The organism is Saccharopolyspora tripterygii (assembly GCF_054778355.1).
The window spans coordinates 70,987-83,343 of sequence record NZ_BAAGZP010000024.1; the positions used below are offsets into that span (position 1 = coordinate 70,987).

The window sequence follows — 12,357 nt, forward strand, 5'->3', positions numbered from 1 at the left end:
AGACGCGCTCGTGCACGTTCGGCGGAACTTCTTCCGGTTAGTCCGGCGCGAGTTCGCCCTCAGGATCCCGCAACAGCGCCTTCAGGAGGTCAGGCCGGTCGGTGACCAGCCCGTCCACACCCAGATCCAGCAACCGCCGCATCTCGGAGGGCTCGTCGACGGTCCACACGTGGACCTCCACGCCCCACCGGTGCGCCAACGCCACGAACCGCTCGTCGACGACCTCCAGCCCCTTGAACCGGGTCGGCACCTGCACTGCGGCTCCCCGGATCGGCCCGCGCTCACCACGCTGCGAGCCGACCGAGGGCAGCCGGGAGAGCAGCGGAAGACGGGACCACGCCCAGAGAGCGGCGACGCCGCGTTGACCGGTAGAGGTCAGCAGCCTCGGGCCGCCGACCTTGCGCAACAGGTCCAGCCGCCGGTCGTCGAAGGAGGCCAGGCAGACCCGGTCCCAGGCGTTGTGCCTGCGCAGGGTCCGCAGCACCGGGCCTGCGGCGCTGTCGGCCTTGACGTCGACGTTGAACAGCAGGCCGGGGAACTCCTCCAGCGCGGCATCGAGGCTCGCGACCGGTTCGCGACCGCCGATCTTCGCCTGGGACACCTCCGAGAACGGCAGGCGCGCGATGGCACCCGCCCGGTCGGTGGTGCGTTCCAGCGACGCGTCGTGGTGCACCACGACCACCCCGTCGCCGGTCGCGTGCACGTCGGTCTCGACGTAGCGGTAGCCCTCGTCGGCGGCGGCCCGGAAGGCGCTCAGCGAGTTCTCCATCGCGGCCAGCTCGCCCAGGTGCCAGCCGCGATGCGCGAAGGCGCGCGGCCACGGACCATCCAGGAAGGGGTGCGTCACGCTCAACACTGTGCCCCACGAGGGTGACGGGCCGGTGTCCGGCCGGTGACGCCGGAGTCGGCGTGGCGGCCCCACCAAGATCACCGGCATTGACTAACGTGATCAGCGTGGACAACTCCGTCGAGCCCACCCGGCGAGCTCGCCAGGTGCGCCACTGCGCTTGGTGCGGCAGGCGCGTCCCCGATTCCGGACGCCAGGGAAGGCCGCGCCTGTACTGCGCGCAGGCGTGCCGTCAGCGCGCCTACGAGCGCAGGACAGCGGTGCAGCGCGGTGGTCTCCCCGAGGACTCCGTGGTGCTCTCGGCCGCCGAGCTCGCCGACCTGCAGGACCGGCTCTTCCAGCTGCGCTGCGCAGCCGAGGACGTGGTGACCGCCGTCGACGACACCGCCGACCAGGCCGAGCTGCGCAAGCTCGCCTCACAGGTCGTCGACGTGGCGGCCGAGCTCGAACGCCTTCGCTGAAACGACCAGCACCACCCGGCCGACCCGGTGCAGCTCCCCCTAGCCTGGAGCGAACGGAGCATTGTGCCGGCCTGCGCGGGTGGCAAGATGAATTGATCCCCGGTGGCGAGGAAACGACGGTGCCCGCACGTCCCGAGGTCCGCGGTTTGCGCCGCGTCGACCTGCTCAGTCCCGATCCGATGGCTGCTGCCGTCTTCTACCGGATCGTGCTCGACTGGTCACCCGTGGCGGTCCGGGCAGGCGTGGACTGCTGGGTGGGCAACCGGCGCTGCGCCTACATCCGCACACCCCGTGCCGACGAAACCACCGGTTTCCGCCTGGTGTTCGCCGGTGCCCCGATGGACTGCTCGCTGACCGGCCCGGACAACGCTCTCGTCCAGGTCACCAAGGGACGTGCCCAGCACGGTCCGCAGGCACCGGAGCCGCGGCCGGGCGAGCCCTGCTGGGCCGAGCTGGCGACCACCGATCCGGACCGCGCGGACGCGTTCTGGACCGCCACGCTGGGCTGGACCCTGGACGGCGCGACCTACCTCTCCACCGGACGCCCCATCGCCGGGCGCGCCGAAGCCACCACCGGCCTGGGATGGCTGTGCTACTTCGCGGTCACCGACCTCGACGAGGTCGCCGGTCTCGCCACCGAACGCGGCGGCGAGGTCGAGCGCGTCGACCACCCCTCGCTGGGCAAGACGATGCTGCTCACCGACGAGACCGGAACCCGCATCGGCCTCGCCGAAGCCCGTTCCTGGGGCTAGGCACTACGACTAGGTCGTGTTGTGGAGCGGCGGTAGCCGTTGCTTCAGGTGTGGGACTCAGCTCGCACCGCCGCGGGTTCTGAGGTGGTTCTCCTGTGAGGACGCGTCGACGTGGTGTATTGGACATACATGAGTCGGCGCGCCCGGAGCAGGAGGGCCGCCTCAGAACCCGCTACCCGCACCGCCAAGCAACGTGATCCCACAACAGCTGTCAGCCGAGCTCGCCGAGCACGCGCAGGGTGCGGTTGGCCTTCACCGAGAGCCGCTGCTCGCGTGCCGTGACGTCGATGTAGGTCTGGCTGGAGTTCATCGACGAGTGCCCGAGGAGCTTGGCGATCTCGGCGGCGCTGGCGCCGTCCTCGGCGAGCCGGGTGGCGAAGGTGTGCCGCAGCGCGTGCACCATTGCGCCGGGCTGGACGCGGTCGGACACCCCGGCGGCCTGCAACGAGCGCCGCACCAGGTACTGCAGGCCGCCGCGCTGGAGCTTCTCGCCGCGATGATCGACGAACAGCGGTTCGGAGCCGGGCAGCCGGTTGCCGAAGCGCTGCTTGCGGGTGTGCAGGTAGGTCTGGATGAGCCCGTCGAGGCCGTCCTCGATCGGGATGGACCGGCTCTTGCCGCCCTTGCCCTGCACGTGCAATCGCCGGTCGCCGCTGCGGCCCGCCAGCGATGCCACGGTCAGCTCCAGCAGCTCCGCTGAGCGCACCCCGGTGCACAGCAGGGTCGCCAAGATCGCCAAATCCCGCTCGGGCCAAGGGTTTCGGGCTTTGCGCACGCCGGAGGCGACCTGCCGCAGCAGGCGTTCCGGGGTCTCCTCCCCCTGAAGCGGTTTCGGCGCTGCGGGTGCGCTGCGGGGTTTGGGCACGATCTGCATCGGGTTGCCCGACACCGCGCCTTCGATGACGCCGAACCCGAACAGGCCGTTCCACGTCGACCAGGCCCGCGTCACGCTCGCGGCCGAGCGTCGTGCGGCGAAGCGCGCGAAGGCCGAGCGGAGGACGGAGGCGTCCAGGTCGTCGACCGGGATCCGTTCGGCCGGGTGGCCGGTGAGCTCGACGAGTTCACCGGCCACCGACTCCAGGTCGCGGCGGTAGGCGCGCAACGAGTTGGCCGCGAGCTTGCGTGCCTGCAAGTGCTCCAGGTAGCTCTCCACCAAGCGCGCCAGGTCCACGCGGCACCTCCCGAGACGTTGATCAACTCCCGGGAGAGGTAACCAGAAGGCACCGACAGTCAGCTGTTGCGGATGAACCGGTCGAGCACGCGCACGCCGAACTTCAGGGCGTCGACCGGTACCCGCTCGTCCACGCCGTGGAACAGCGCCGAGAAGTCGAGGTCGGCGGGCAGCTGCAGCGGCGCGAAGCCGTAGCAGTTCATGCCCAGCCGGGCGAAGGACTTCGCGTCGGTGCCACCGGACATCATGTAGGGCAGCGCCTTCGCGCCGGGGTCCTCCGCGAGCAGCGAGGCCTGCATCTGCTCGACGATCCGGCCCTCGAACTTGGTCTCCACCGGCGGCAGCCCGACCCATTCGCGTTCGACGTCCGGCCCCAGCAGTTCGGCCAGCTCCCGGTCGAATGCTTCCTCGCGGCCGGGGAGGATGCGGCAGTCGACCGCCGCCTCGGCGACCGACGGGATGACGTTGTGCTTGTAGCCGGCGGTGAGCATCGTCGGGTTCGCGGTGTCGCGCAGCGTCGCCCCGATGATCCGCGAGATGTTGCCGAGCTTGGCCACCGACCCTTCGAGGTCGTCCTCGGGGAAGTCCCAGCCGGTGATCTCGCTGACGCCGTCGAGGAACTCCTGCACGCTGTCGCTCATGATCAGCGGGAAGCGGTGGTTGCCGAGCTTGGCGACCGCCTCGGACAGCTGGGTGACCGCGTTGTCGTGGTGCACCATCGAGCCGTGCCCCGCACGCGCCCGCACGCGCAGCTTGAGCCAGCGGATGCCCTTCTCCGCGGTCTGGACGAGGTAGGCGCGCACGCCGTCCTTGAGCGTCAGCGAGTAGCCGCCCACCTCGCTGATGGCCTCGGTGCAGCCCTCGAACAGCTCCGGCCGGTGGTCCACCAGCCACTGCGCTCCCTGGAAGCCTCCGGCTTCCTCGTCGGAGACGAACGCGAAGACGATGTCGCGAGGCGGGACGATGCCGTCGCGCTTGTAGCGGCGCGCGATGGCCAGGCTCATCGCCAGCATGTCCTTCATGTCAACGGCCCCGCGCCCCCACACGTAACCGTCCTGCACGGCCCCGGAGAAGGGGTGCACGGACCACTCGGCCGGGTCCGCGGGCACGACGTCGAGGTGCCCGTGCACCAGCAACCCGCCCCGAGACGGGTCGGCCCCGGGCAACCGAGCCACCACGTTCGCCCGACCCACCTGGTCGCCGGCTTCGACGTAGGTCACCTCGTACCCGACCTCGCCGAGCTTCTCGGCCACGTACTCGGCCGCAGCCCGCTCAGGCACCACCGTCGCGGCGTCACCCGTGTTCGTGCTGTCGATGCGGATCAGATCACTGGCCAGCTGGACGACCTCGTCCTGAGCCAGAGCCAACCCCGCGTCCTGATCACTACCGGAGATCCCGTTGTGCTCGCTCACCAGGCATTTCTATCATCCACTGGGCCAACAGGGGGGGTCCCTGCGAGGCCTAGATGACCATGAGCTAATCTATTAACACAACACAGCGGGAACGCCCCGGAAACGGCGGTAGACCCGAGATGTCCGAGTGGCGGAATGGCAGACGCGCTAGCTTGAGGTGCTAGTGCCCTACTAATGGGCGTGGGGGTTCAAGTCCCCCCTCGGACACAAAAGTGCGTGCAATTTCACCAACGCACGGCAGGCACTCTAACACCGCAGCGATCCTCTGATCGCTGCGGTGTTGCTGCGTTCACCGGCGCCGCCTCGGGGCGGTGGTCAGGGTGAGCGAGCAGATCATCAGCGGACTGGTCCCGCCCCGAATCGAGTCCCCACGTCAGCACAGCGGGGCTCGTCAGGCCCAGCGGCCGATGTCGGTGCCCGCGATCCGCACCGAGCCAGAGCCACCCGCGACCCTCTACGGGATCGGCCATGTCGACCGGGCGGGCCGGGTCTCAGCCAGCCCGATCCTGCGAGCACTGGGATGGCCTCCTCGGCAACCCATCGCGGTCAAGGCGACGACGACGGCACTGGTGATCTATCCCGATCCCACCGGTGTCCATCGCCTTCCGGCCACGGCCTCCATCGTCTTGCCCTCCCGGGCCCGGCAGTGCTGCGGCATCCGGGCCGGCGACGCCGTGCTCCTGGCCGCCGACCCCGACAGCGACCTGTTGCTCATCGACACCCTCACCGCCCTCGATACGGCCCTGGCCACCCGCCACGCGGCCGCGCGAGCCGAACTCACTGAGAAGGCAACACCATGACCCACACCAGTAACTCCGGTTCCAGCGATCTTGATGCCGCCCGCCTGCTCCTGGAGCGCCTCGGCGTCGCCCCCGAGGACCTCGTCGGCACCTCCGCGCCGAAGCCACAGGCGCCGACGTTCGCCGACTACATCCCCGAGGTCGCCAAAGCCGTCTCCCCCGGCACCAAACGCGTCTACGGCACCTACTGGAACCGCATCCTCGAACACTGGGGAGACAGGCACCTCGACGAACCCACCACCCTGGAGATCCAGCAACTCGCCGAAACCGTCCGCTCCCAGGTCGTCGTACGGCGCAACGGTCGCGGCGGGCGCGGCGCGGCCGAGCACCTCATCGCCGCCATCCGCTGCCTCTACAACCACGCCGTCGACGACCGGCTCATCTCCGAGGGCGACAACCCCGCCAAGAACGCCACCAAACCCCGACGGCTCGCCAGCACCCGACGTGGCCTGCCGGATAACCGGCTCAACGAGATCAACCACGTCGCCGCCACCACCGGCGACGACCCGGCGCTCGACACCCTCATCCTGCGCCTGCACATCGAAACCGCCTGCCGCCGCGGCGGCGCCCTCGCGCTCACCCTCCGCGATCTTGATCCGGACCAATGTCTGGTCCTGCTGCATGAGAAGGGCGAGACCATCCGGTGGCAGCCTGTCTCCCCCACCCTCATGGCGCATCTCCGTGAGCACGCTCAGCAGCGCGGCGCCACCAAGCCGGATGACCAGATCCTGCGCTACCGCAACGGGGCACCCATCACCAGACGCCGCTACGACCACCTCTGGAAGCGGATCGGCGAGCACCTGCCCTGGGTGACCACCCAAGGCGTCAGCACCCACTGGCTCCGCCACACCACCCTCACCTGGGTCGAACGCAACCACGGCTACGCCATCGCCCGCGCCTACGCAGGACACACCACCACCAACAGCGACACCGGAACCACCACCACCTACACCCGCGCCGGCATGACTGAAATCGCCACCGCACTCGCCACCCTCACCGGCGAACCCCACCCACTTGCCACCAACACCACAACCCAATCCGACCACTAGCCCGACAATGCCCGCCAAACCGAACAGCCTCGTGGGAGATTTCGCGGGGCGAGGTTGTTCGGTTTGGCATCGGCACTTCTCTGTGTGGAACTGGCAGTAACCCCTTGACTGCCAGGCACATCACACAGGTGTGCTACATGCACCGCCTGCCGCGCTGACCAGCTACGGCGGTCCTCCCCCGTCCACATCGGTCCACAGCCGTCGCCACCGATTGACAGGCAGTTAGACAGGCAGAGAACTGAACGAACACGTCAGCCCGTAACTGACTCGCGCGTCCTCACGAACGGGGCAACGCTCATCCGTTAAGCTCACGCCGCACAGCAGTCTTCCGCGATCATCCCGATAGGAGCGGGCGTACGTGGCTGATGCAGCAGAGCACGAGACCCGCGTCCTTCGTGAGGATACCGAGGCCGACCTGGTGCCACGCCCAGCGTCCGAGGGCACCCAGCTCACCTTCGAAGTGCATGTGGTGCTCGATGGCTCATCCGGACCGGCACAGCGGCTCTTCCGGAAGGCACTCCAAGAGTACGGCGAGAAGTTAGCCACCGAGAGCGCTCGTCAGGAGATCAGTAGCCGAGCGCCCGGCGCCCACAGCACAGAGATCACCGAGTCCGCTGTGATCCGTGGACGGGAGGCACTCGAAGCGCAAGCCGCCAGACGAAACCGCCCCGGTACCAAGCTTGAAGCCGTCGCCCTTGCTACGACCCCAATTTGTACGCTGGCGGCAGGCGTTGCGGGTAGCTATCTCACAAGCTCTCTGAATTGGGCAGTCTTTGGTGTACTTGCGGTAATCTCAATCTCGTGCGTCCTCTATCTACTCAAGAGGAGGCTGCTGTGAAGTTCAGGCCACACACCCGGCGGCCACGCTGGCAAGCAGTCGCCATATTTTCATTTTTCTTGACCGTTTCGCTCGCCGTAGTAGCACTCGCGGTTGTAAGCGTCTCTTTGTCATCCGATTCCCCTGACAAGTGGTCCTCTATAGTAGGCGCAACAGGGGCACTAGCAACCGCAATCTTCACCGCAGTTTTTGGTATTAAAAGTTCGCTACAGCAGCACGTCACCAAGGAATTTGGAAAACTCGAACGAATCGCCAGCGAGATTTTGAGCGAAAGAGCCGGATCCGCGCGCGAGGCGGCCTTTTCACGCCTACGTGAGGCCCTAATCAGAGAGGGAATCTGGTCGACATCAGACGCACGCGAATTCGACACCGCCCTAAAGGTTCGGAACGAAATCGTTCATGGCGACTCCACGGGCAGCAGCTACCTCAGGTTGATCAGGTCCCGCCAATCCCTACGGCACCTATATAAGAAAACCTCCGCCTTCGCATCCAAGTCCTACAGCTCCGATATCTTCACTACTGAACTTTACGACACCGCCATGGAACAGCTGATTTCAGATAAGTCGGCCGTTCGAATGGCGGGAATCTACGCACTGGGGCGACTAGGCCAAGCAAACCCGGACCACCGTCAGACTGTTGTAAACCTCTTGTGTGCGTACCTGCGGTTCCCGGTTACCTTTCCAGAGAGCGACTCACCTGAGACAGAGGATCAGGTCCGTATCGCAGCACAAAACATGCTCATTGCACACCTTCGACCCGACAGAGACGAGCAGGATAAACCAACCAATCCTGACTTCTGGCCAGATATCGACATCGACCTCTCAACCGCTTCCTTAAACCAGTGGAACTTCACGCGGTGTGAGACACGAAGTGCTGTCTTTACAGGGGCATCTTTCGACGGAGAAACTTGGTTTGATCTGACCAGCTTCAGCCGCAGAGTTTCCTTCGCAGAAGCACGCTTCAACGGCTATACGTCGTTTGGAAGAGCTCGATTTGCCGATCAGGCAACATTCGACAGCGCCCTCTTCAACAGTGACGTCTCATTCGACGAAGCATCCTTCCACAGAGGCGCCTCCTTCACCGAAGCGCACCTTAATGGCTATACGTCGTTTGGAAGAGCTCGATTTGCCGATCAGGCAACATTCGACAGCGCCCTCTTCAACAGTGACGTCTCATTCGACGAAGCATCCTTCCACAGAGGCGTCTCCTTCACCGAAGCGCAGGTGAAATTCGATCGCCACACGCCTCAGATCGCAGTGTGGCCGGAAGGCTGGACAGTATTGTCGGACGATGACTCAGCTGACAACGAGTCTCGGTGGGGCGAGCTCGTATACAACTGGCCAACTCCGTAGGGCGACGGTATCGAGCCGCCGCCCAGTTCCGGGTCACGTCACTTAAACAGCGTAGACCTCCCCGCCAAGAACAAGCTCGTCAATGCAGAATTGAAGCGTTGACTGACAGGCACATCACACAGGTGGGATACCGGCAACGCCTGCGCTGACCACCATATTCAATCCTTGCTGGAAATATAATCAAGACACGAACCACAGATCATTTCATCAGGATCGTGCAGGGTCATCTCACATCGAGTGCAGAATCCTGTCTCCTTCGTTGTCACAAACCCACACTCGAAGCAGACAGAATGTTCGTCATCCTTACCACGCACGGAAATACACAGGAACGACTCGGCCTCACACTCTGGACAGCGCAGAATTGACCAGCCGCTTCGCCCCTGAATGGCGAGGTGCCAAGATTCATCGAAAATGTTCTCCGCATACTCCTTGGCAATCGAATCCCCTGGCACCTTATTCCAGTCGCTATTACAAAATAGACATCGTGACCGCTGTCCATCCGGGTCGAACTCCCAAGCAACACGACGACAGTTCGGACAGTGGATCACGATCCCAATGCAAGCGTCCAGTTCTGGCTGAATCCGTACCATTCTCGCTTCGGATACAACTTCCATCTCGGGCAACGCTGCACGGATGACTTCCACTGCTTCATTCAGGGCATCTTTCTCTTCGGCAGGAGCCCCTGGAATCAGGTGCTCAAGTATAAAATGAACGAGAACATCAAGAGCGGCGGCAGCCTTAGCATTTACAACTTCATAGGTGCTAGTGGACCCAAAGTGCTGAAGCTTATTTCTCTCTTTCCCCAACTCTTGGAGGGCCTTGTAGTCGGACTTGCTCAGCCGAATTCCCCCCGTCACAGCCAGCCGCTTAAGCGCCTCATTTAGTGACACACTGCGAAATTCGCCGCTACGAAGCTTGCTCAAGTCCGCAGAGTACGGATCGTCAAATACATGCTCGAAGCCCTCACGCTGAAGCCGCACCTTAACTAGGATCTCGATTCCGGCCTGCAAGTGCAGAACTGCATATTTTGAGCTCCGCGGACCTTGAGGATGAAGCAGACATTCAATGGAACTCTCAAGGAAATCGACACCATTGACTACCGGAATAAACTTCAGACGCCCATCAGGCGATGCAGAGTACTCTTCACCTATCATGACTAGATATCGCACAAAGGACAAAAAATGTTACGCCTCGCACCCACGGAAGCATCCAGCTGGAATACAGCAGGTAGAATCACTCGAAATCCCCCCTAAGGAGGGGGATATCGTCCATTCGCTCTTGTAGATCTTCGATAGAGGCCTGCGCATTCTTGACCGCTTGTTCGGCCCTTTTTAAAGCTACCTCGAAACCCTGATCCCGGACTACTTCAATCAGGTCGCCATGGATCTCTTGATACCGGCGGGCAACCCCGGCGAGGTATTGGCTATAAAAAATCTGATCGTCATGCAGCTTCTTTAACAGCTCACGGGAAGAATCGACCATGACACACCGCCAGTATGAACACATACTATACGATCTTCTTGCATTGAATGCTCACAGAAGGCGGTGGCCTAAACTAGGGCGAAATTCCTCTTGCCCCGTTGCCGTAGGACGTAGGCGAGCTTGACCCAGATGAGGGTTCGCGCGCGTCTGGTCGGAGCCGGGTGCCCTGCAGCCCCGTCCTTGTGCGCCATGTGGTGTCCGCTCTGGAGTGCCCGTAGGGCGGGCCGATCGAAAGGGGTGCAGGTCGACCGGCCCACATCGAGCCGGTAGAGCTTCCCCATCGTCCCGACCCGACTTGCAAGCATTTTAGAACGCGCGTTCGAAAGATCGCCAGTTTTGCGTTGTGCTCGATCACGGCATGTCTTGCCTGGCATGCTGGATCTTGCCTCCCGCCGGAGGTGTTAGCCCCCAGGGGACACTCTGGGGGCGCCGGCGGGGGTTTCCGGCGGGAAGGTAGAGGACCATGTCCGAGGAGTCTTTCGGGCAGGCCTTGCGGCGGCATCGTCGTGCGGCTGGCCTGTCTCAAGCCCAACTTGCCCAGGAACTTCATCTCGACCAGGGCAATCTCTCCCGATACGAGAACGACCGGCAGCGCCCCGAGCCCGCGACCGTGGATTCCTTAGACGCGCTCCTGTGCGCCAGCGGCGAGTTCCGCGCCCGGGCGACCGCCGCCTCCCCGCAGACTGCGACCAGGGGCATCCCAGCCGCCGCTGCGATGCAGCCGAGCGACGAGACCGATGCGATGGAGCTTGCCCGCAGGGTCGCGGCCTCCGACATCAGCACCGAGACACTGGCCCAGCTCGAAATGGCTTTCGACGACCTGGCCACCGCCTACCCCGCCAGCAGCCCGCACGACCTCCTGCCTCGGCTGCGGGAGCACCTGGGCTACATCTCCCAGCTCATCGACGCACCCCGCAAGACCCTCGCCGCTCACCGCCACCTGTTGGTGCTCGGCGGCTGGTTCTCGCTGCTGGCTGCCACGGTGCACATCGATCTGAATCAGCACGCGCCGGCCACGGCCCGGCTGCGCACCGCCGCTGGCCTGGCCACCCACGCCGAGCAGGACGAGATCCGCGCCTGGTGCTACGAAACCGAAGCCTGGCGCACGCTGACCGGCGGCGACTACCGACGCGCCGCCGAGCTCTCCCAGCACGCCCAATCGATCGCCCCGTCCGGGAGCTCGGCGGAGATCCAGGCGACCGCGCAGGAAGGCCGCGCGTGGGCACGGCTCGGCGAGGCCGATGCCACCTACCGCACCGTCGAGCGCGTGCACTCGCTGTCGGCTCATCTGCCGAAGCCGGTGCCGGCCGAACATCACTACCGCTACGACCCCGGCAAAGCCGCGGCATACACCGCCACCACGCTGGCCTGGCTCGGCGACCCGGAAGGCGAACAGCACGCCCGCCAGGTCATCGACCGATTCCGGCCCACCAACGACTCTCAGCCCTGGCCCCGCCGCTACGCCACCGCCCACGTCGACCTCGCCCTGTGCGCCGCCCGCAACGGCCGCTTGGACGAGGCCGCCGATGCGGCCCAGACCGCGATCGAGTCCGGGCAGGTCGCCCCGTCCAACTGGTGGCGTGTCCGCGAAGTCGTCAACCACGTCACCGCAGGAAGGCTCCCAACCGCAGGCGAGCTCCAGGATTCCTACCGCACCATGACCAGCCGCTAACCACACATGGCTATGCGCATCGGCCCTGCGTTGATGCGCATAGCTCCGCATTTCCGATCACCGGCGGTGTTGCTTCGGCAGCGTTGGGTTCATGGATGCGGCACGACCAACGCCACCGCTCGACGCGGGCCTGTGGACCAGCCCTGACGGCTGCGTCCACATCCGCAACGCCGGCACCGGACACACCTTCTGCGGCCACCCCGTCGGCAACTACGGCACCCAACCCACCCACGCCTGCGACGACTGCGTCGCGGTGAGCCTGCGCGAGTACGCCCGCATCCACGCCTGCACCCTCATCTACCGGAAGCGGGGCGAGCCGTGAGCGCCCCGACGAAGTCCGAGCAGCGCTTCGCCCAGGTGTGGACCGATCACCTCGGCGTCGTGCACGAACGCCGCCAGGACGACCACGGCCTGACCCTCTGCGGCCTCACGGCACACTTCGCATCGAACCGGACGGACGCCGCGGGCATGCGGGCGCGTCTGTTCGAGTGGATCTCGCTAAAACCCCGCGAAGCCTCGGT

Annotated in this window: 13 protein-coding genes and 1 tRNA gene; 9 read left to right on the forward strand and 5 right to left on the reverse strand. The window is 65.0% G+C overall.

Annotated elements, in window-relative coordinates; translation table 11 throughout:
- Nucleotides 1-37: 37 nt before the first annotated feature.
- Nucleotides 38-853 (reverse strand): glycerophosphodiester phosphodiesterase, encoded by an 816-nt coding sequence (locus ACYVF3_RS19050; RefSeq protein ID WP_461155575.1) that lies wholly within the window; start codon nucleotides 851-853, stop codon nucleotides 38-40.
- Nucleotides 854-954: 101 nt separating this feature from the next.
- Here ACYVF3_RS19050 and ACYVF3_RS19055 point away from each other — a divergent pair, with 101 nt between their 5' ends.
- The gene (locus ACYVF3_RS19055; RefSeq protein ID WP_461155576.1) at nucleotides 955-1,308 is read left to right on the forward strand and encodes a hypothetical protein; all 354 of its coding nucleotides are present in this window, start codon (nucleotides 955-957) and stop codon (nucleotides 1,306-1,308) included.
- 119 nt (nucleotides 1,309-1,427) lie between these two features.
- Nucleotides 1,428-2,060: a VOC family protein gene (locus tag ACYVF3_RS19060; protein ID WP_461155577.1), complete on the forward strand. Its 633-nt coding sequence runs from the start codon at nucleotides 1,428-1,430 to the stop codon at nucleotides 2,058-2,060.
- 211 nt (nucleotides 2,061-2,271) lie between these two features.
- Here the strand turns inward: ACYVF3_RS19060 and ACYVF3_RS19065 are convergent, their stop codons facing one another.
- Together ACYVF3_RS19065 and ACYVF3_RS19070 are read right to left on the reverse strand one after the other, a co-directional pair.
- Complete coding sequence (locus ACYVF3_RS19065) at nucleotides 2,272-3,231, reverse strand: tyrosine-type recombinase/integrase (RefSeq protein ID WP_461155578.1); 960 nt, start codon at nucleotides 3,229-3,231, stop codon at nucleotides 2,272-2,274.
- A 59-nt stretch (nucleotides 3,232-3,290) separates the two neighbouring features.
- Nucleotides 3,291-4,643 (reverse strand): M20/M25/M40 family metallo-hydrolase, encoded by a 1,353-nt coding sequence (locus tag ACYVF3_RS19070; protein ID WP_461155579.1) that lies wholly within the window; start codon nucleotides 4,641-4,643, stop codon nucleotides 3,291-3,293.
- A 121-nt stretch (nucleotides 4,644-4,764) separates the two neighbouring features.
- Here ACYVF3_RS19070 and ACYVF3_RS19075 point away from each other — a divergent pair.
- The 5 genes from ACYVF3_RS19075 to ACYVF3_RS19095 all read left to right on the forward strand — a co-directional run bounded on the left by ACYVF3_RS19075 (nucleotide 4,765) and on the right by ACYVF3_RS19095 (nucleotide 8,682).
- Nucleotides 4,765-4,850, forward strand: a tRNA-Leu gene (locus ACYVF3_RS19075).
- Nucleotides 4,851-4,963: 113 nt separating this feature from the next.
- Nucleotides 4,964-5,443 carry a hypothetical protein gene (locus tag ACYVF3_RS19080; protein WP_461155580.1) on the forward strand — a complete coding sequence of 160 codons (480 nt, stop codon included), beginning with the start codon at nucleotides 4,964-4,966 and terminating at the stop codon, nucleotides 5,441-5,443.
- A complete protein-coding gene (locus ACYVF3_RS19085) occupies nucleotides 5,440-6,492 on the forward strand; it encodes a tyrosine-type recombinase/integrase (protein WP_461155581.1) in 1,053 nt (350 codons plus the stop codon). The genes ACYVF3_RS19080 and ACYVF3_RS19085 overlap by 4 nt, the downstream gene beginning before the upstream one ends.
- A 358-nt stretch (nucleotides 6,493-6,850) precedes the next feature.
- Complete coding sequence (locus ACYVF3_RS19090; protein WP_461155582.1) at nucleotides 6,851-7,330, forward strand: hypothetical protein; 480 nt, start codon at nucleotides 6,851-6,853, stop codon at nucleotides 7,328-7,330.
- On the forward strand, nucleotides 7,327-8,682 hold the full coding sequence (locus ACYVF3_RS19095) for a pentapeptide repeat-containing protein (protein ID WP_461155583.1): 1,356 nt from the start codon (nucleotides 7,327-7,329) through the stop codon (nucleotides 8,680-8,682). Before ACYVF3_RS19090 ends, ACYVF3_RS19095 begins: the two co-directional genes overlap by 4 nt.
- Before the next feature lie 158 nt (nucleotides 8,683-8,840).
- Here ACYVF3_RS19095 and ACYVF3_RS19100 read toward each other — a convergent pair whose 3' ends face one another.
- Nucleotides 8,841-9,836 (reverse strand): hypothetical protein, encoded by a 996-nt coding sequence (locus tag ACYVF3_RS19100; protein WP_461155584.1) that lies wholly within the window; start codon nucleotides 9,834-9,836, stop codon nucleotides 8,841-8,843.
- A 79-nt stretch (nucleotides 9,837-9,915) separates the two neighbouring features.
- Nucleotides 9,916-10,164 (reverse strand): hypothetical protein, encoded by a 249-nt coding sequence (locus tag ACYVF3_RS19105; protein ID WP_461155585.1) that lies wholly within the window; start codon nucleotides 10,162-10,164, stop codon nucleotides 9,916-9,918.
- 463 nt (nucleotides 10,165-10,627) lie between these two features.
- Here ACYVF3_RS19105 and ACYVF3_RS19110 point away from each other — a divergent pair, with 463 nt between their 5' ends.
- Both ACYVF3_RS19110 and ACYVF3_RS19115 read left to right on the forward strand, forming a co-directional pair.
- Nucleotides 10,628-11,836 (forward strand): helix-turn-helix domain-containing protein, encoded by a 1,209-nt coding sequence (locus ACYVF3_RS19110; protein ID WP_461155586.1) that lies wholly within the window; start codon nucleotides 10,628-10,630, stop codon nucleotides 11,834-11,836.
- A 91-nt stretch (nucleotides 11,837-11,927) separates the two neighbouring features.
- On the forward strand, nucleotides 11,928-12,158 hold the full coding sequence (locus ACYVF3_RS19115; protein ID WP_461155587.1) for a hypothetical protein: 231 nt from the start codon (nucleotides 11,928-11,930) through the stop codon (nucleotides 12,156-12,158).
- Nucleotides 12,159-12,357 lie beyond the last annotated feature (199 nt).

Coding starts and splice junctions, on each gene's coding strand:
- ACYVF3_RS19085 (WP_461155581.1), top strand. CDS start 5,440: ATGACCCACACCAGTAACTCCGGTTCCAGCGATCTTGATGCCGCCCGC.
- ACYVF3_RS19100 (WP_461155584.1), bottom strand. CDS start 9,836: ATGATAGGTGAAGAGTACTCTGCATCGCCTGATGGGCGTCTGAAGTTT.
- ACYVF3_RS19105 (WP_461155585.1), bottom strand. CDS start 10,164: ATGGTCGATTCTTCCCGTGAGCTGTTAAAGAAGCTGCATGACGATCAG.
- ACYVF3_RS19110 (WP_461155586.1), top strand. CDS start 10,628: ATGTCCGAGGAGTCTTTCGGGCAGGCCTTGCGGCGGCATCGTCGTGCG.
- ACYVF3_RS19115 (WP_461155587.1), top strand. CDS start 11,928: ATGGATGCGGCACGACCAACGCCACCGCTCGACGCGGGCCTGTGGACC.